The following is a 17,430-nucleotide window of genomic DNA, read 5'->3' on the forward strand; positions in this document are numbered from 1 at the left end:
GTCTCCGGGGATTCACAGGCCCCTGGCGCGCGTGCTCGGCGTCGAGGCGGCGGGTAGTGGGTGCTGGGGGAAGCCTTCAGACCATCGCATCCTATTTTTTGAGGGTCAAGACCTGTTTTTTAGGACACCATCGGAGTTACTGTGGCCGCACACTGTCGACGCGGCCAGAGGAGCCAGGATGAGTGAGGACGACCGATGAGCGCCACGACGGCCGCGGTGGTCAGCGAGCAGGGCGGCGCCTTCGAGCTCGCCGAGGTGCAGCTCGCACCGCCGCGTCCCGAAGAGGTGCGGGTCCGGTTGGTGGCAACCGGTGTGTGCCACACCGATTTGAGCGTGGTAGCCGGGGTCACGCCGTTCCCGCTGCCCGGGGTGCTCGGGCACGAGGGCGTGGGCGTGGTGGTCGAGACGGGGGAGCGGGTCACGCGCACCCGGCCCGGCGACCGGGTCCTGCTGACGTTCACGTCCTGCGGTCGTTGTCCGGCTTGCCGGGACGGGCATCCTGCCTACTGCGACGACCACCTGTCGCTGAACCTGCTCGGCGGGAGGCGGGCCGACGGGTCGGCGACGGTCCGCCGGGGCGAGGCCGAGCTCAACGCCCATTTCTTCGGCCAGTCCTCGTTCTCGCGCGAGGTGCTGGCGGACGAGCGGGGCGTGGTGGTGCTCCCCGCCGACCTCGCCGAGGCGGACCTGCCCGTGCTCGCCCCGCTCGGCTGCGGCGTGCAGACGGGCGCCGGCGCCGTGCTCAACGTGCTCCGCCCCCGTCCCGGAGCAACGCTCGTCGTCGCGGGTGCGGGCGCGGTCGGCCTGTCCGCGGTCATGGCGGCCCGGATGACGGCGGTGTCCCGGATCATCGTGGTCGACCGGCTGCCGGAGCGGCTGGAGCTCGCGCTCGAACTGGGGGCCACCGACGTCGTCGACACCCGCGGGCGTGACCTCGGCGAGGACGTGCGCGCCCTCACCGGTGGCCGCGGAGCCGACCACGTCGTCGAGACGACGGGTGTGGTGCCGGTGCTGGACGAGCTCGTCGGGGCGCTGGCCGTCGGCGGCTGCTGCGCCGTCGTCGGCGCGCCCCGCACCGGCAGCCGCGGCAGCTTCGACGTCCCGAGGCTGCTGCCCGGACGCACGATCCGCGGCGTGACCCTCGGCGACAGCGAGCCGGAGACGTTCGTCCCGTTCCTCGTGGACGCCTACCGCCGCGGCGTGCTGCCGCTGGACCGCATCCAGCGCCGCTACCGGTTCGAGGACATCAACCAGGCCGCCGCAGACGCCGCGTCCGGGAAGACGGTCAAACCGGTTCTGGTGTTCTGACCGTGCTGCCGCGGGTTCGCCCGGAACGGCGTGCGAAATGGGCCTTTTCACCCGCCCTGGCCGGATAGGGTGTGCCCATGACTGAGTCGAGACGGGCCGGCGACACCGCGGAAAAGCTGGCCCGCGCGCTGCGTGCCCGAGCCAGGAACGCCGCGGTCGCCGTGTTGCGCGAAGGGCTGGAAGAGGTCGACGAGCGGCACGGCCGGGGCGTCGCCGACGAGGTCGCCGGGCTGATCGACGTCGCCGAGGTGTTCGCCGGCCTCGCCGACCGCGAGGTCCCGGCACGCGGCCGCCGCGGGGCTCGCGAAGACGACGACGAGCCGTGGGAGTTCAAGCCGCTGACCTCGTTGTGACGCCCCGGGTCACTTCTTCCAGTCGTAGCCGAGCACGGGCGGGTGGTCGGACACCTTGGTGACGGTGAGGTTCTCCTCGGGGTGCGCGGCCGCGTACCGCGTCATCTCGTTGTAGATCCGGTCGCGCAGGTCGGTGTCGCGCACCTCGATCGTGGCTCGCTGGCACAGCTGTTCGGGGTGCACGCCGGGTTCCGAGCGGATCGCCAGGTTCCAGAAGTGCCGCTTGTCGGTGCCGTCGGCGCCCTCGCCGTCGTTGGTGAAGTAGACCTTGCCGCTTTTCTTGTCGTAGATCTGCTGGGTCACCTTGATCTGGTCGTCGCCCTGGGCGGCGGAGAAGTAGCCGGACGGGTCCTGCGACCCCGCCTCGCGCGTGTAGAACCCGACTTCGCCGCCGAACGCACCGCCGAACCCGTAGCTGCCCTTCCACAGTTCCAGCCGGTACTGCTTCCCGGTCTTGGGGTCGGTGAACTCCATGTTGTCGCCCTGGGCGCTGGTGCGGTCGAGGTCCGCGCCGATGAGCTTCTCCATCTTGTCGTAGATGTCGTGCCAGCCGAGGTAGCTCTGCACGGAGTGCTCGCCGGTGGTGTAGAAGTCGCCGCCCTCGACGTACTTGAAGCCGAAGTAGTCGTAGATCTTCTGCGCGACCTCGGGGTCGCGCATGATCGTGTCCCAATCTCCCTTGAGCAGCGCGAGATCGAGCTTCGGGTTCTTCGCCACGAGCGCGGCGAGGCCGGGGATCTCGCGCAGGATGATCGCGGCGATCTCGGCCGGGTTCCGCTTCTCGGAGCCGGCGAGCTCCCACACCTGGCCGGTTCTGTTGCGGAGCTTGAAACCCTCGGCGAGCAGGACCGCGTCGTAGGTGGTGACCGCCCGCTGCAGATCGGCGAGCAGGACGAGGGCCTCGGCCTTGACGATCTTGTCCTGCGCCCACGCGAACACGATGTTGCCCTTGCCGTGGGAGAGGTCGTTCCACACGTTGTCGAGCTTCGCCTGCAACTTCTCGGCGTCCTCGCGTTTGCTCCTCGCGTCGGACTGCGCCTTCGCCAGCGCGTCGCGCACGACTTCGAACGACTTCGCCGACTCCTCGAGGTCCTCGGCCTGGTCCTCGCGGTTCTTCTTGAAGGCGTCCAGCGACGAAAGGGCCGACTCGCCGGCCCCGCCGTGCCAGCTCTCGCTCAGCTGGGTGCGGACGCTTTCCAGCAGTGCCTGGGCGTCCTTGACCGATTCCTTGGTGGCCCGGCACGCGCGGGCCCGATCGTCCAGCTCGGTGGTGCTGCCCGTTTCCACTTTGCCGGCGAGCTCACGGATCTTGTCGAACACCGCCGTCACCGGTCGATCCGTTCGAACCCGCTGTCGAGCGCCTTCAGGAAGACGCCGCGTGCTTCGGTGTCGCTGGTGTCGTAACTCTTCGCGGCGTTGCCGATGGTTTCGACCAGGCTCTCGACCTGCTGGCGCGCCGCGTCCAGATCTTCCTGCCGGGTCAGCAGCCAGACCTCGTAGTCGCCCGCGAAGCCGCCGGCCCGATCGGTGCCGCCCACGTTCGGCGACCCCGGCGCGGACAGCGACGGTGGCGTGCCCTGGCCGAGCTTGGCCGCGGCGTTGCTGATGTTCTCGACATCGACCTCGAACCCCACAGAGCTTCCTTCCGCGCTGTCCCGCTCGCCAGGCGGAGGCCACCGGCGAGGCCGAGTGACATTCCGTGCCGGTAATGTAACACTCGTCCGGTCTGAGACGCCCGGATTCCGCTCCCGGTTCCCTTGCGGGTCAAGCGGTTCGGCTCACTCGACCACCAGGCGCCCCTCGTGGACCCGCGTACTCGACTGCTTGAGCCGGCGCAGCACCGGCACCACCTCGACCTGCCGCACGGCGGGCAGCACGCCGACCTTGGTCGTCACGAACGTGTAGAGCGCCTCGACATCGCGGCACGTGACGGTGATCAGCAGGTTGGCCGCGCCCGTGACAGCGGCGGAGAACGTCGTTTCCGGGTACAGCGACAACGCGCGTCCGGTGGCGTCGAGGTCGCCGGGGGTGACGGTGAGCCACAGGTAGGCCGTGGCGTGGAAACCGAACAGCGGCGGGGCGAGGTCGACCGCGACGTGCAGCGCGCCGGACGCCAGCAGCTCCGCCAGCCTCGCCGACACCCGGGACTGTGGCCGGCCGGTCGCCCGGGCCAGCGCGACGACCCCGGCGCGGCCGTCGCGGGCGAGCTCGGCCAGCAGCGGCGCGTCCTCCTCGCGGATCGGCGTGCCCGGCCGGTCGGTCGCGGGCGGGTCGAGCTGCGCGAGCTGATCAGGGGTGAGCGGATCGTCGTAGGCGAGCCATTTGGCGTCGCTGCCGACGTACATGTGCATCACCGCGAAGGCGACGAAGCTCAGCACCTGGCTGGTGCGCGGCAGCCGGGCCAGCACCGACCCCCGCGCGGCCCCCGGATCGCTGAACGCGACGCACACGATCTCGGAGCCGCCGGAGGTGACGCTGACCCACGACACGTCGTCGCGGGCCGCGATCGCCTCGGCCAGCGCGTCGGCGGCGTCGGGCCGGCACTGCACGCGGACGAACCAGCGCTGCTGCCCGGTCGCGCGCGGGGTCGGCGTCGCCCGGATCCGCAGCGCGCCGCCGGCGTGCAACGCCCGGTAGCGCCGGGCGACCGTCTGCTCGGACACCCCCAGCGCCTGGGCGACCCGGCGGAACGGCGCCCGTCCGTCGCGCTGCAGGCAGTGCACGATCCGGCGATCGATCTGCTCCATGGTGGAAGTTTACTGCCGCTCGTGCGCCGGTTTTGGCGGTTCACCTCGCGATTCCGGCTGTGGCCTGAGTGATGGTGGTCGGGCTCGCGAAGCTGGTCCTGTCCCCGAACACCCGACCGGAACGGACACCTCCGTGAACCCGAGCACCACCCTCGCCCTGGCCGAGGACCTCCACCCGACCCGCATGGGCTTCGGCGCGATCCGGCTGGCCGGCCCCGTGGCCTGGGGCCCGGCCCGCGACCGTGACGCCGCCATGGCCGTCCTGCACGAGGTCGTCGCCCTCGGCCTCACCCACATCGACACCAGCGACTACTACGGCCCGCACACGGTCAACCGGCTCATCCGCGACACCCTGCACCCCTACCCGGCCGGCCTGCACCTCGTCACCAAGGTCGGCGCCCGCCGCGGTCCCGACAAGTCCTGGCCCGCGGCGCTTTCCCGCGACGAGCTCATCTCCGCCGTCCACGACAACCTCGACCACCTCGACCTGCCCGCCCTGGACCTCGTCTACCTGCGCATGACCGACCCGGCGGCCGACCTCCGCGAGCCGTTCACCGTGCTGGCCGAGCTGCGGCAGGAAGGCCTGATCAAGCACCTCGGCGTCAGCAACGTCAGCCTCGAACAGGTGGCAGCGGCGCGCACCGTCGCCCCCGTCCGCGCGGTGTAGAACTTCTACAACCTCGCCGTCCGCAACGACGACCCCCTGGTCGACCTCTGCGCGGCCGACGGGATCGCGTTCGTCCCCTTCTTCCCCCTCGGCGGCTTCCGGCCCCTGCAGTCGGCCGCACTGCAGGAGGTCGCCGACGACCTCGGCCGCCCGTCCCTGCGGATCGCGCTCGCGTGGCTCCTGCACCGCTCACCCACGACCCTGCTGATCCCCGGCACGTCGTCGATCGAGCACCTGCGCCAGAACGCCGCCGCCGCACACCTCACCCTGCCCGCCGAGGCACTGTCCAAACTGGACACGGTCGGCAGCGAGGGCGCCACCGCTCCCTGGGACCGCCGGTGACCCGCGGCCGGCCGGGGACGGGGGTCAGTGCAACTTGGCCCACGCTTCGTCGATCATCGCCGCGCACACAGCCGGATCGCTGTGTTCCCTGGTGTCGTCGCCCAGCGGTTTGAGCTGGACGGTCAGGCCGGGATCCGTTCGCTGGCACAGGAGGACCGACGTCTTGTCCGGCGTCGGCTCCTCGAACGGCGCCAGGTCGTTGTGAAGGACGCAGGACACGTCGCCGACCTGGCGGAGTTCGTTGGTGGGCCCGGCGAGGCCGTTGTCCTTTTGCTCGTACGGGATCGCGAGCCCGGGAGCGTGTGTGCGGACGGCGGTGATCTGGAACGAGTGCGCGAAGTCCACCGCGGTATAGGTCTGCACCAGCGCCGGCGCACCGTACGCGGCCGCGACGCGGTTGGTGTTCTCGCGGTCCGAGGCGGCGTTGCGCTCGGCGAACTGGCGGTGGGCGAGGTCGTCCTTGACCTTGACGGGCTGCACGTCGGCCTTGTCGACGCCGCCCAGTGTGGCGGGCGCCTGGAGCGGCAGTCCACTCGCGACTCCGGTGTCGTGGGTGGTCAGCAGCCACGGGACGCCGACGCCGGCCGCGCCGACGACGAGGCCGATCGCGGCGGCGATCACCGGGGAAACCGAGCGGCGTGGGGGTGCCGGCGTCTCCACGAGCACCGGCAGGTCCTGGGTCACGGGCAAGTCCTTCGAGGCGAGGGCGATGTCGATCAGGGGATCGGCGGGCGTCTGCCGTTTGTTACCCACGCTTTGCCTCGTCTTGCCGACGGCCTGACAGAAGGCCACCAGGCTCTTGGTGTCTTGCGTACCCGAACCGAACCGGTATATTGGTAAGTCCATTAGTCAGCGGCTAGGAGTGGGACATGCCGAAGGTCGTGTACGTCGACGACGCCGGCGAGGAGCGGGCGGTCGACGCCTCCGTGGGGGAGAGCGTCATGAGTGCGGCCGTGCGCGCGGGGGTGCCGGGGATCATCGGCGAGTGCGGGGGCTGCCTGTCGTGCGGCACCTGTCACGTGTGGGTGCGGGAGGAGTACCTGGATCACGTCGGCGAAGTCGGTGACATGGAGGACGACCTCCTGGATCTCGCGGTCGGCGACCGGCGGGCCGGGAGCCGCCTGTCGTGTCAGATCGAGGTGACGCCGCAGCTCGACGGGCTCACCGTGGACGTGCCGGGGGAGCAGGTCGTCTGACCTCGGCACGGGGAACTCGTCATTGCCAGTGGTTCAATGGTCTGATATTCAATCCTATAACGGCTTCGCGATCGCCGGCGTGAAAGGACTTCAGCGTGCTCCGAACAGAGATCAACGAACTGCTGACGCAAACCGGGCCGGGCACCAAGATGGGCGCTCTGTTCCGGCGCTTCTGGCAGCCCGTTCTGCTGGCCGAGGAGCTGCCCGCCGACGACTGCCCGCCGGTGCGGGTCAAGATCCTTTCGGAGCGGCTGATCGCCTTCCGCGACTCGGAGGGCCGCTACGGCCTGATGGACGAGTTCTGCGCGCACCGCGGCGTCTCGCTCTGGTTCGGCCGCAACGAGGACGGCGGCCTGCGCTGCCCGTACCACGGCTGGAAGTACGACTACACCGGCCAGGCGATCGAGGTCCCGAGCGAGCCGGAGACCAGCAACTTCTGCGCCAACGTCAAGCTCAAGTCCTATCCGATGATCAAGCGCGGCGACGTGCTGTGGGCCTACTTCGGCGACCCCGAGGCGCAGCCGCCGCTGCCGGAGTGGGAGTTCGTGACGGTCCCGGAGGGGCAGGCGTTCACGTCGAAGCGCTTCCAGGAGTGCAACTGGCTGCAAGCGCTCGAAGGCGGCATCGACTCCAGTCACGTGACCTTCCTGCACTCGGGCAGCCTCGACAGCGACCCGCTGTTCAAGGGCTCGAAGGGCAACGCCTACAACCGCGCGGACCTGAAGCCGTTCTTCGAGGTCGTCGACTACGAGGGCGGTCTGCTCATCGGTGCCCGCCGCAGCGCGGAGGAGGGGCACTACTACTGGCGGGTGACGCCGTGGGTGCTGCCGAACTTCACCATGGTCCCGCCGCGCGCCGACCACCCGATGCACGGCCACTTCTGGGTGCCGATCGACGACGAGAACTGCTGGGCCTGGAGCTTCGACTACCACCCGACCCGTCAGCTCGACGGCGAAGAGGTCGCGGCCATGCGGGCCGGCCTGGGCGTGCACAGCGCGAACGACGAGAACTACCGGCCGCTCGCGAACAAGGACAACGACTACCTCATGGACCGCGACGCACAGCGGCGCGGCGAGACCTACTCCGGCATCAAGGGCATCGCGCTGCAGGACTCGTCGCTGCAGGAGTCGATGGGGCCGATCGTCGACCGCACCAAGGAACGTCTCGTCGCCACCGACGCGGGCATCATCAAGGCCCGCCAGAAGCTGCGCAAGGCCGCGCTCGCGCTGGCCGAGGACGGCGTCGAGCCCGCGGGCAACCGGCCCCGGGACCAGAAGGTGCGCTCGGTCGCGGTCGTGCTACCCGCCGACCAGTCCTTTGTGGACGGCATCGGCGAGGCGATGGTCGCCAAGCCGGGCGTGCCGCAGACCACGGTCTGAGACGGCGGGGAACGCAGTGTCGCAACGAGGTTTGGTGAGCAGTTGTGCCCGCGCGGCGACCGCCGAGGAGGCGGCTTTCCGGATCGACTACCCGTTGTCCGCCGCCCGCAACACGCGGGTGGTGGCGCTCGACGACGCGGCGAAGGGCATCGTCGCGCGAACCGCTGCCGAGCAGTGGGCGCAGGCGCGGTTCTACTCCGTTTCCGGCCCCGGCGACGAGCTGGTCACCATGGCCGGCGACCGGGTGGCGCTGACCGACGAGCTCAAGGACAGCAACACCGTCGTGCTGGTGTCGACCACCGGCGAGAACGCGGAGGCGGCGGCCACCATCGGCGCGGCCTGCACGGTGCGGGGGATCATGACGGCCGGTCTGGTCGTGACCTCCGACGGGTTCGCGAACGACGCGCTGTTCTCGCTGCGTCCGCACGCCCGGATCCTCTTGGTGCCCGCCGAGGAGGACGACCTGTTCGAACTGCTGAAAGCGACGCGCGCATGAACTCCGGGAACGAAGCGAAAGTCACCATCCCGGCTCTGCAGGTGATGAAGGCGCGCGGCGAGAAGAGCGTCTGCATCGTCGCCTGGGACTACCAGATGGCGCGCATCGCCGACCGGGTCGGCGTGGACATCGTCTCGGTCGGCGACACCGTCGGGGTCAACCTGTGGGGGCAGCCGCACCCGCTCGAGATCACGTTCGACGAGGTCCTCGTCGTCGCGAAGGCGGTGCGGCGGGGAGTCCGGCGGGCACTGCTCAGCTGCGACTTCCCGTTCGGCCCGCTGCAGCAGGGCGCGGCCAGTGCCGTCGACGCGGCGATCCGGCTGGTCAAGGAGGCGGGCGTCGACCTGGTGAAGCTCGACGGCGCCGCCGACTTCCCGGACGCGGTCGAGGCCGTCACCCGGGCGGGCATCCCGGTCTTCGCGCAGTTCGGGATCACGCCGCAGACCGCCCTGAAGCACGGCATCGAGTACTCGGCGGCCAGCGTCGCGCAGGTGCCCGACGAGATGCTCGACGAGCTGGTGGCGGAGGCCAAGCGCCTCGAATCGGCCGGAGCCGTCGCGCTCAACTTCACCAACTCCGGCCCGGTGGTGGGGCCGGCGGTGGTGGACGCGGTGTCGATCCCCGTGCTCGGCGGGTTCGGGGGCGGTCCGTGGCTCGACGGGCGCATCCGCATGGCGACCGCGGCCATCGGCTACACCGCGGCCAATGTGGACAAAGAGCCCGACACCTACGCGAACGTCGCGCGGATCGTGTTCGACGCCCTGTCCGACTGCGCCGCGGACATCCGCGGCGGCAGGCAGATCCGCGGTGGCATCAAGGTGCCGCAGAGCTGAGGAGAAGTTCGCATGCCCGTGGTCGTGCTGGACGGGATCGCCACGCGTTACGAGACCGTCGGTGCGGGCCCGCCGCTGCTGATGTTCAGCCCGGGCGGCTTCGATTCCACTTTGGACAACTGGACCGGTTTCGGGCGCTACCGCGACCTCGGTTTCCTCGACGCGTTCGCCGCCGGCTACACCTGTGTGGTCTACGACCGGCGCGAGTCGGGACAGTCGGGTGGCCGGCTCGAGCGGCTGGACTGGCCGGTGTACACGCGCCAAGCGCTCGGGCTCCTCGACCACCTCGGCATCGACGCGGCGCACACGATGGGCGGCTGCGTCGGCTGCTCGACCGCGGCGGCGCTCGCCGTCGCGGCACCGGAGCGGGTGCGCAGCATGGTGCTGTTCTCGCCGGCCGGCGGGCCCAGGTACCGGATGGCGCAGCACCGCCGGTTCGTGCGCCACCTCGCCTTCGTCGCCGAGCACGGGCTTCCCGCCGTCGTCGACCTGGCCCGGTCGACGAACGCCGGCTTCAGCAAGGACCCGCGCGTGGGTCCGTGGGCCGCGCCGCTGCGCAGCGACGAGACCTTCGCCGAGGCGTACGCGGCTTTCGACCCGGCTCGCTACGACCTGCTCGTGACCGCCTCGGTGCGGGGCCTCTTCGACCGCGACACCGTCCCCGGCGTCGAGCCCGAGGACCTGATGACCTGCGACGTGCCCGCGCTGATCGTGCCGGGACAGGACAGCTCGCACGCCCCTTCCGCCGCGCGCTACCTCCAGGAATGCCTGCCGGTGCACGAGTACTGGGACGTCCCGGTCGCCGAGCAGACGGCCGAGACCGCGCCGGCCCGCGTCCTCGAGTTCCTGCGCGGGCACGACCGGTGACTCGGCTCGTCCTGCTTCGCCACGGTGAGAGCACCGCCAACGCCGGGGACCTGTTCGCCGGGCACCTCGACGTCCCGCTGACCCCGGCCGGTGTCCGCGAAGCGGGCGCCGCGGCGGAAGCATTGGCCGGCTGGTGTCCGGCCGTCGTGCACTGCTCGCCGTTGGCCCGCGCCGCCGACACCGCGGCGATCATCAGGAACGTGCTCGCGCCGACCGTCGCGGCCGTGTACCACCCGGCGCTCGTCGAGCGGCATTACGGTGCACTGCAAGGACTTCGGCGGGCCGACGCGCGGGCGCGGTTCGGCGCCGAGGCGGTGGAGCGCTGGCGGCGGTCGCCGGACGGCGTGCCGCCCGGCGGCGAGAGCCTTCAGATGCTGCACGAGCGGCTGCGGCCGTATTGGCACGAGGTGCTGCTGCCGCTGCTGGAATCGGGCCGTCCGGTGCTCGTGGTCGCGCACGGCAACTCGCTGCGCATGCTGCTGGCCCACGTGAGCGGCCTGGACGTGGGGGAGGCGATCGGCGCCGAGGTGCCGACCGCCGTCCCGCTCCGGCCGGAGGTCAGGCTTCCAGCGCGGTGATCTGGTCGATGCGGTCCTGGTGCCGGCCGCCCTTGAACGGAGTCGCCAGCCACAGCGCGAGCAGCCGTTCCGCTTCGTCGTCCGTGATGACCTTCGTGCCGATCACGAGCACGTTGGCGTTGTTGTTGCCGCGCGAGATCTCCACCATGAACGTGCTGTGCCCGAGCCCCGCGCGCACGCCGCGGATCTTGTTGCAGGCGATGACCTCGCCCTGCCCGCTGCCGCCGAGCACGATGCCGGCGTCCGCCCGCCCGTCGGCGACGCGGCGGCTCACGTCGGCGCACAACGGCGGGTAGTCGACGACGTCCGTTTCGCCGTGCGAGCCGCGGTCGGTCACCTCGTGCCCGTGGGCGGTGAGCCAGGCGGTGAGGCGCTGCTTGAGGTTGACGCCGTGGTGGTCGGCGGCGATCGCGATGCGCACGGCTCAGCCCGCCAGTTCGCGGGTCGCGGGGGCGAACATCGAGTCGACGTCCACCGGTTTCGCCAGGATGTGTTGCGCCGCCGCCTGTTCGGCGAGGAGCTCGAGGATCGCGCGGTTGGGTTCGATGCCGTAGGGGAGGGGGTCGGCGGTGCCGGTCTCGGCCATGACCCGGGCGTACATCCGGTCGTCGGCGGTTTCGGCGACCCCGGCCCGCAGCCGCTCGACGTAGCGGCGCTTGGATTCCGCGAACGCGTCGAACACGGCCTTCGCCACGCCCGGGTGGGCGTCGAGGACCTCGTCCTTGACGACGACGAGGTGGTTGATCGGGTAGAAACCGCGTTCGCGCAGCGCGGCGAACCCCGCCTCGGCCGGTTCGGCGATGAGGGGCACGACCTCGGGTGAGTCCACTTTGGTGTTGACGACCGCGTCCAGTTCGCCCGCCAGCAACAGATCGGCCAGGCTTTTCCCGGCGGCGGCCGGTTCGACGTTCTCGGGCGGTTGGTAGGACTCCACGTGCTCGTCGCCGCTGAGGACCCACGTGACCGAGTCGAGGTCGAGGCCGTGTTCGAGCGCCATGATCGCGCGCGCCCAGACGCCGGTGGTCACCGTGTAGCCACGGTTCACGCCGACCCGCTTCCCCGCGAGCCGGCCCGGCTCGGTGATGCCGGAGTCCTTCCGCACGAGGATCGCGCCGTGGTGGAAGCCGCGGACCAGGAAGACCGGCAGCGCGGTGAAGCGCACGCCGTGCTCGCGGGCGGTGAGGTAGGTCGTCAGCGCCATCTCGCAGACGTCGTAGGCGAGCTCGCGGACCATCCGCCGGAACCCGGCGACGAGAACCGGTTCTTCCTTGAACGCCAACGGAAATCCGGCCGGGACGACTTCGCCGGACGTCAGCGCGCGGTTGTTACCCTGGGTGCGGGTCACGGTCAGCAGGTGCTCGGCCATCGGTCCTCGCCTCGTCGTCGTGGAGTTACGCGTCGTGCAGTCACTGGTCGCGGAGTTACCCGGTGAGAGTGCTGCTGCCGATGGTATATTGGGCTGTCCATTCTGCCAAAGAGGGAGATCCGATGGTCCAGACTGTGCAGGCGGCCGTCCGCGTCGCGCCGGGCACGACCGAGATGCAGGAGTTCGAACTTCCGGCGATCGACGACGACTCCGCTCTGCTGCAGGTGGAGGTCGCGGGGATCTGCGGGACGGACGTGAAGATGTACGCCGACCCGCCCGCCGTGATCCGGGGCCGGGTGATCATGGGTCACGAGAACGTCGGCGTCATCGCGCAGGCCGGGCCGCGGTTCAAGCGCCGCCACGGGCTCGAAGAGGGCGACCGGGTGTTCGTCGAGCACTACGTCGGCTGCTTCAACTGCGAGTGGTGCCGGCTCGGGGAGTACCGGCACTGCGAGGCGACGGACTGGCGGACCAACCCCGACGGCCGGCGCTTCGGCTACACCTCCGCGGAAAACCCGGGCACGCTGTGGGGCGGGTTCAGCGAATACATGTACCTGCCGTGGAACTCCGTGCTGCACAAGGTCCCCGACACGGTCACGCCCGAGCTCGCCGGCATGGTCATGCCGCTGTCCAACGGCATCGAGTGGGCGCTGCTCACCGCCGGCGTCGGGTACGCCGACACCGTGCTGATCCAGGGCCCGGGCCAGCAGGGCCTTTCTCAGCTGGTCGCCGCCAAGACCGCGGGTGCCGCCAAGATCCTGGTCTCCGGCACCACCCGCGACAAGCACCGCTTCGACCTGGCCAAGGAACTCGGCGCCGACGAGGTCATCGACGTGCTCACCGAGGACCCCCGCGAGAAGGTCATGGACCTCACCGGCGGCCGCGGCGTCGACATCGTGCTCGACTGCACCTCGCGGGCCGGCACCGCGCCGGTCCTGCTCGGTGTCGACGTCCTGAAGCGCCGCGAAGGCACGCTCCTCATCCAGGGCGAGCTGGCGGCGTTCCCGGACTTCCCGGTCAAGAAGGTCACCGAGAAGGCGATCACGATCAAGTCCGCGCGCGGGCACTCGTTCCGCGCCTGCGAGCTCGCCGTGGACCAGCTCGCCTCGCGCCGCTTCCCGCTGGAGAAGCTGGCGACGCACCGCTACGGCATCGACCAGGTCGACCACGCGATCCGCGTGCTCGCCGGCGAGACCGACGAGGACGCGATCCACATCTCCCTGATGCCCTCCCTGGTCGGCCAGGCCGGCGGGGCGGTCGTGCGATGAGCGGGATCGTCGTCACCAATCCGCCCCGAACCGGCCCGGAGACGCGTGACGGCCTGGGCCGGTTCGGGGTCGCCACCCTGCACGAAGCCCAGGGCCGCACCGGGCTGATGGCCGCGGCGCTCAACCCGATCTACCCGGGTGCGCACGTGGCGGGCACGGCCGTGACGGTGAGCGTGGCGCCGGGCGACAACTGGATGATCCACGTGGCCGTGGAACAGTGCCGGCCCGGTGACGTGGTGGTGGTCGCGCCGACGTCGCCCTCGGACGCGGGCTACTTCGGCGAGCTGCTGGCGACCTCGCTCAAGGCACGCGGGGTGCGGGGCCTGGTCATCGACGCCGGTTGCCGCGACATCGCCGAGCTGCGCGCGCTGCCGTTCCCCGTCTGGTCCCGCGCCGTTTCGGCCGAGGGCACGGTCAAGGAAACGCTCGGCTCGGTGAACACCCCCGTCGTCTGCGGTGGCCGGCTGGTCGAGCCGGGTGACGTGGTCGTCGCCGACGACGACGGCGTGGTGGTCGTGCGCCGGGCCGACGCGGATGAGGTCCTCGCCGCCGCGACGGCGCGGGAGGGCAAGGAAGCACGCCTGCGGGCCCGCTACGCCGAGGGCGAGCTCGGCCTCGACGTCAACTCGATGCGCGAGCGCCTGGCGCGCAAAGGCCTGCGGTACGTGGAGCACGACGAGTACCTCAAAGAGGTGCGCGACCGGTGATCATCGACATCCACGGGCACTACACGACCGCTCCGCCGGCGTTGAAACAGTTCCGCGACGCCCAGCTGGACGGCGCGTCGGCGAAACTGGCGCCGGTGTCCGACGACGAACTGCGCGAAAGTGTCGAGGGGAACCAGCTGCGGGTCCTGCGGGAGCGCGGCGGTGACCTGATGCTGTTCTCTCCCAAGGCATCCGGCATGGAGCACCACGTCGAGGACACCGGCGTGGCGAACGCCTGGGCGCGCGCGTCCAACGATCTCGTGCACCGGGTCGCCGAGCTGTACCCCGAGCACTTCGCCCCGGTCGCGCAGCTTCCGCAGACGCCCGCAGGCAACCTCGGCGGCGTCACGGCCGAGATCCGCCGGACCGTCGAAGAACTCGGTTTCGTGGGCGTCAACCTCAATCCGGACCCGTCCGGCACCTGGGCGGGCAAGCCGATCACCGACGAGTCGTGGTTCGGCGTGTACGAGGTCCTGGCCGAGCTCGACGTACCCGCGATGGTGCACGTCTCGACGGCGTGCAACCCGAACCACCACACGCTCGGCGCGCACTACCTCAACGCCGACACCAGCGTCTTCACCCAGCTGCTCGAGGCGAAGCTCTTCGACCGGTTTCCCGGTCTGCGCCTGGTGATCCCGCACGGCGGAGGCGCGGTGCCCTACCACTGGGGCCGCTACCGGGGCCTGGCGATGCGCAACGGCTGGCCGGACCCGGCCGAACTGCTGCCGAACGTCTTCTTCGACACGTGCGTCTACCACCAGCCCGGCATCGACCTTCTGCTCGGCGTCCTGCCCGCGAACAACGTGCTCTTCGCGTCCGAGATGCTCGGCGCGGTCCGCGGGGCGGACCCGGAAACCGGCATCGCCTGGGACGACACGAAGCAGTACGTCGACCGCGCCGGCCTCACCGGTGAGGACCTGGCCGCGGTGTACGAGAACAACGCCCGCCGGGTCTACCCCCGGCTCGACCGGCGGCTCGCCGCCACAGGAAGGTGATCCGATGAGCCGGCTGCCCATCACGTTCGCGTGCGGCGACTACGACCGCACGCGCGCCCTCGAGGACGGGTCGATCCGGCCCGACGGCATCGACCTGACGTACCTGCGGCTCCCGGTCGAGGAGACCTTCTTCCGCATGCTGCGCCACGGCGAGTTCGACGCCTCGGAGATGTCGCTGTCGACCTACGTCGCCTCACTCGACCGCGACCCGGCGCCGTTCGTCGCGCTGCCGGTGTTCACGTCGCGGATGTTCCGCCACGGCGGAGTCTTCGTCAACACCGCGGCGGGCATCGAGAAACCGGCCGACCTTCGCGGCAAGCGCATCGGGACGCCGGAGTTCCAGCTGACCGCGAGTGTCTGGATCCGCGGCATCCTCGCCGACGCGTACGACGTGCCGCTCGACTCCGTCACCTACCTCACGGGTGGCCAGGAAACGCCGGGGCGGATCGAAAAGGGTGCCGTGTCGACCCGCTTCGACGTCCAGCCGATCCCGGCGGACCGGACGCTTTCCGAGATGCTGGCCACCGGCGAGATCGACGCGCTGCAGAGCCCGCGGATCCCGAGCTCGTTCGTCGCCGGCGACGGTCGCGTCGCCCGGCTCTTCCCCGACACCGTCGCGGCGGAGAAGGACTACTACGCGGCCACCGGGATCTTCCCGATCATGCACGTGGTCGTCCTGCGCCGCGAAGTCCACGAGCGGCACCCGTGGGTCGCGCAGTCCCTGACCAAGGCGCTCACAGCGGCCAAGAACGAGGCGTACGCCCGGATCTACGACGCCTCGGCACTGCGGTTCATGGAGCCGTGGCTCAACCAGCACCTGGAGGACGCGCGGGGCCTGCTCGGCCCCGACTACTGGTCCTACGGGCTGGACGCCAACCGGCACGTGCTCGACGTGTTCCTCCGCTACCACCACGAGCAGGGGCTCTCGGCTCGCCTGCGCACCGCGGAAGAGCTGTTCGCGCCCGAGTCGACGGAGTCCTTCGTCATCTGACCTCACGCGGCGCGCAGGAGCTCCTTCAGCGCCACCTCGGTGTCGGCCGCCACGTGCGGCGGGACGGTGCGGCCGGCCTCGAGGAGCTTGCGCACCGCCATGTAGTCGCGGGGCGCGTTCACCGCGTCGATCGCGATGAGACGTCCGCCGCGGTAGTAGAAGAGCGAGAACCGTTCACTGCCGGGGTCGCCGCGCAGCACGGTCTCGTCGTAGCCGCTGCTGACCCCCGCGATCTGGAGTTTCAGATCGGCCTGGTCGGACCAGAACCACGGGATCCCGGTGGCGGGAGCGGCGAGGCCGAGCAGGGTCGCGGCCGCCGTTTTCGCCTGCGCGATGGCGTTGGGTACGGACTCGAGGCGGAGGGTGCCGTGGTCGGGGTGCGCGACGATCGTGCAGTCGCCCGCGGCGACCACGCTGGGGGTGCTGGTGCGGGCGGACTCGTCGACGAGGATCCCGCCGGCGCACACGAGCCCGAGCTGTTCCGCGAGCTCGGTGTGGGGGACCAGGCCGATCCCGACGACCACGACGTCGGCGGGGAGGGTGCGGCCGTCGGAGAGCCCGACGCCGGTCACCCGGTCGCGGCCGAGGAGCTCGGTCACCCCGGTCGAGAGCACGACTTCGGTGCCGCGCCGGCGGTGCGCGGCGAGGTAGAAGCCCGACATCTGCGGCGCGACGGCACGCGCGAGCAACCGGTCGGCCGCCTCGACCACGGTGACGTTCTGGCCCGCGGCGGTGGCGGCCGCGGCGGCCTCGAGCCCCACGAAGCCCCCGCCGACGACCACGACGTCGCGGGCCGACGCGAGGTCGTGGCGGAGCGCCATCGCGTCGTCGACGTCGCGCAGGTAGTGGACGCCGGCGAGGTCGGCGCCCGGAACGCCCAGGCGGCGCGGGGTGCCTCCGGTGGCCAGGGCGAGGCGATCGAAGTCCACGGTCCGCCCGGACCGCGTGACCGCGAAACCGCCACCGCGCTCGGGATCGGTGAGGGTGATCGCGTCGATCCACTCGCCTCGGACGAGCTCGATCCGCTGCGCCTCGTAGAAGTCCGCGCCCCGCAGCACCAGCCGCTCCTCGGGCAGTTCCCCCTTGAGGAACGCCTTGGACAGCGGGGGCCGCTGGTAGGGCAGCCGGGTTTCCCCGCCCAGCAAGGTGATCGGTCCCGGGTCGCCCAGCTTGCGCAGCGAGGCGGCCAGCTCCACGCCCGCCTGGCTCGCGCCCACCACCAGGGTGCCGTTTCCCTTCACCGCCATGCCGTCACCACCCTGACTCTGTTGACGAGAAACCGCCGTTGGCTAGTCCATTAGACCTTAGCGGAAGGCAGCGTCCAGTGCGAGAGGTGT

19 protein-coding genes and 1 pseudogene are annotated in these 17,430 nt (G+C 70.8%); 13 read left to right on the forward strand and 7 right to left on the reverse strand.

The features are described from left to right. Window positions 1-195: 195 nt before the first annotated feature. The gene (locus tag ACQPXB_RS19895) at window positions 196-1,308 is read left to right on the forward strand and encodes an NAD(P)-dependent alcohol dehydrogenase (RefSeq protein ID WP_432854322.1); all 1,113 of its coding nucleotides are present in this window, start codon (window positions 196-198) and stop codon (window positions 1,306-1,308) included. A 77-nt stretch (window positions 1,309-1,385) separates the two neighbouring features. After that, window positions 1,386-1,661 carry a hypothetical protein gene (locus ACQPXB_RS19900; RefSeq protein ID WP_432854325.1) on the forward strand — a complete coding sequence of 92 codons (276 nt, stop codon included), beginning with the start codon at window positions 1,386-1,388 and terminating at the stop codon, window positions 1,659-1,661. A gap of 9 nt (window positions 1,662-1,670) precedes the next feature. Here ACQPXB_RS19900 and ACQPXB_RS19905 read toward each other — a convergent pair whose 3' ends face one another. The 3 genes from ACQPXB_RS19905 to ACQPXB_RS19915 all read right to left on the reverse strand — a co-directional run bounded on the left by ACQPXB_RS19905 (window position 1,671) and on the right by ACQPXB_RS19915 (window position 4,408). Continuing rightward, window positions 1,671-2,990 (reverse strand): DUF4474 domain-containing protein, encoded by a 1,320-nt coding sequence (locus tag ACQPXB_RS19905; RefSeq protein WP_432854327.1) that lies wholly within the window; start codon window positions 2,988-2,990, stop codon window positions 1,671-1,673. Continuing rightward, on the reverse strand, window positions 2,987-3,295 hold the full coding sequence (locus ACQPXB_RS19910) for a hypothetical protein (protein ID WP_432854330.1): 309 nt from the start codon (window positions 3,293-3,295) through the stop codon (window positions 2,987-2,989). The genes ACQPXB_RS19905 and ACQPXB_RS19910 overlap by 4 nt, the downstream gene beginning before the upstream one ends. Window positions 3,296-3,439: 144 nt before the next feature. Beyond that, window positions 3,440-4,408 carry an Lrp/AsnC family transcriptional regulator gene (locus ACQPXB_RS19915; RefSeq protein ID WP_432854333.1) on the reverse strand — a complete coding sequence of 323 codons (969 nt, stop codon included), beginning with the start codon at window positions 4,406-4,408 and terminating at the stop codon, window positions 3,440-3,442. 184 nt (window positions 4,409-4,592) lie between these two features. Here ACQPXB_RS19915 and ACQPXB_RS19920 point away from each other — a divergent pair. Beyond that, window positions 4,593-5,417 (forward strand): annotated as a pseudogene (locus ACQPXB_RS19920) (oxidoreductase). Window positions 5,418-5,441: 24 nt separating this feature from the next. On the opposite strand, the gene ACQPXB_RS19925 reads toward ACQPXB_RS19920, so the two are convergent. Next, entirely contained in the window at window positions 5,442-6,170 is a 729-nt protein-coding gene (locus ACQPXB_RS19925; RefSeq protein WP_432854336.1) for a hypothetical protein, read from the reverse strand. Window positions 6,171-6,286: 116 nt separating this feature from the next. Here ACQPXB_RS19925 and ACQPXB_RS19930 point away from each other — a divergent pair, with 116 nt between their 5' ends. The 6 genes from ACQPXB_RS19930 to ACQPXB_RS19955 all read left to right on the forward strand — a co-directional run bounded on the left by ACQPXB_RS19930 (window position 6,287) and on the right by ACQPXB_RS19955 (window position 10,766). Next, a complete protein-coding gene (locus tag ACQPXB_RS19930; protein ID WP_360606663.1) occupies window positions 6,287-6,613 on the forward strand; it encodes a 2Fe-2S iron-sulfur cluster-binding protein in 327 nt (108 codons plus the stop codon). Window positions 6,614-6,708: 95 nt separating this feature from the next. Next, complete coding sequence (locus tag ACQPXB_RS19935; RefSeq protein WP_366581719.1) at window positions 6,709-7,992, forward strand: aromatic ring-hydroxylating dioxygenase subunit alpha; 1,284 nt, start codon at window positions 6,709-6,711, stop codon at window positions 7,990-7,992. Window positions 7,993-8,026: 34 nt separating this feature from the next. Then, complete coding sequence (locus ACQPXB_RS19940; protein WP_432854341.1) at window positions 8,027-8,488, forward strand: hypothetical protein; 462 nt, start codon at window positions 8,027-8,029, stop codon at window positions 8,486-8,488. Then, window positions 8,485-9,321 (forward strand): 3-methyl-2-oxobutanoate hydroxymethyltransferase, encoded by an 837-nt coding sequence (locus tag ACQPXB_RS19945; protein ID WP_432854344.1) that lies wholly within the window; start codon window positions 8,485-8,487, stop codon window positions 9,319-9,321. The genes ACQPXB_RS19940 and ACQPXB_RS19945 overlap by 4 nt, the downstream gene beginning before the upstream one ends. Before the next feature lie 12 nt (window positions 9,322-9,333). Beyond that, window positions 9,334-10,188, forward strand: coding sequence for an alpha/beta fold hydrolase (locus ACQPXB_RS19950; RefSeq protein ID WP_432854347.1), 855 nt, complete (start codon window positions 9,334-9,336; stop codon window positions 10,186-10,188). Then, window positions 10,185-10,766 (forward strand): 2,3-bisphosphoglycerate-dependent phosphoglycerate mutase, encoded by a 582-nt coding sequence (locus ACQPXB_RS19955; RefSeq protein ID WP_366581723.1) that lies wholly within the window; start codon window positions 10,185-10,187, stop codon window positions 10,764-10,766. Before ACQPXB_RS19950 ends, ACQPXB_RS19955 begins: the two co-directional genes overlap by 4 nt. On the opposite strand, the gene ACQPXB_RS19960 is transcribed toward ACQPXB_RS19955, so the two are convergent. Then, the gene (locus ACQPXB_RS19960) at window positions 10,747-11,187 is read right to left on the reverse strand and encodes an RpiB/LacA/LacB family sugar-phosphate isomerase (protein WP_386955212.1); all 441 of its coding nucleotides are present in this window, start codon (window positions 11,185-11,187) and stop codon (window positions 10,747-10,749) included. The two genes, ACQPXB_RS19955 and ACQPXB_RS19960, sit on opposite strands and share 20 nt — an antisense overlap. 3 nt (window positions 11,188-11,190) lie before the next feature. Continuing rightward, on the reverse strand, window positions 11,191-12,132 hold the full coding sequence (locus ACQPXB_RS19965; protein ID WP_432854351.1) for an ABC transporter substrate-binding protein: 942 nt from the start codon (window positions 12,130-12,132) through the stop codon (window positions 11,191-11,193). Window positions 12,133-12,254: 122 nt separating this feature from the next. On the opposite strand from ACQPXB_RS19965, the gene ACQPXB_RS19970 reads away from it, so the two are divergent. Genes ACQPXB_RS19970 through ACQPXB_RS19985 form a run of 4 tightly spaced genes read left to right on the forward strand, consistent with a single transcriptional unit; the run spans window position 12,255 to window position 16,093 of the window. Beyond that, entirely contained in the window at window positions 12,255-13,400 is a 1,146-nt protein-coding gene (locus tag ACQPXB_RS19970) for a zinc-dependent alcohol dehydrogenase (RefSeq protein ID WP_432854353.1), read from the forward strand. Continuing rightward, on the forward strand, window positions 13,397-14,107 hold the full coding sequence (locus tag ACQPXB_RS19975) for a 4-carboxy-4-hydroxy-2-oxoadipate aldolase/oxaloacetate decarboxylase (protein ID WP_432854356.1): 711 nt from the start codon (window positions 13,397-13,399) through the stop codon (window positions 14,105-14,107). Before ACQPXB_RS19970 ends, ACQPXB_RS19975 begins: the two co-directional genes overlap by 4 nt. After that, a complete protein-coding gene (locus ACQPXB_RS19980; RefSeq protein ID WP_432854359.1) occupies window positions 14,104-15,102 on the forward strand; it encodes an amidohydrolase family protein in 999 nt (332 codons plus the stop codon). The genes ACQPXB_RS19975 and ACQPXB_RS19980 overlap by 4 nt, the downstream gene beginning before the upstream one ends. Before the next feature lie 4 nt (window positions 15,103-15,106). Beyond that, a complete protein-coding gene (locus ACQPXB_RS19985; RefSeq protein ID WP_432854362.1) occupies window positions 15,107-16,093 on the forward strand; it encodes an ABC transporter substrate-binding protein in 987 nt (328 codons plus the stop codon). Between the two features lie 2 nt (window positions 16,094-16,095). On the opposite strand, the gene ACQPXB_RS19990 is transcribed toward ACQPXB_RS19985, so the two are convergent. Then, window positions 16,096-17,340, reverse strand: a complete 1,245-nt coding sequence (locus ACQPXB_RS19990; protein ID WP_432854365.1) for an NAD(P)/FAD-dependent oxidoreductase — start codon at window positions 17,338-17,340, stop codon at window positions 16,096-16,098. Window positions 17,341-17,430 lie beyond the last annotated feature (90 nt).

This window comes from Amycolatopsis sp. CA-161197 (assembly GCF_050942255.1).
In the GTDB taxonomy this organism is placed as follows: domain Bacteria; phylum Actinomycetota; class Actinomycetes; order Mycobacteriales; family Pseudonocardiaceae; genus Amycolatopsis.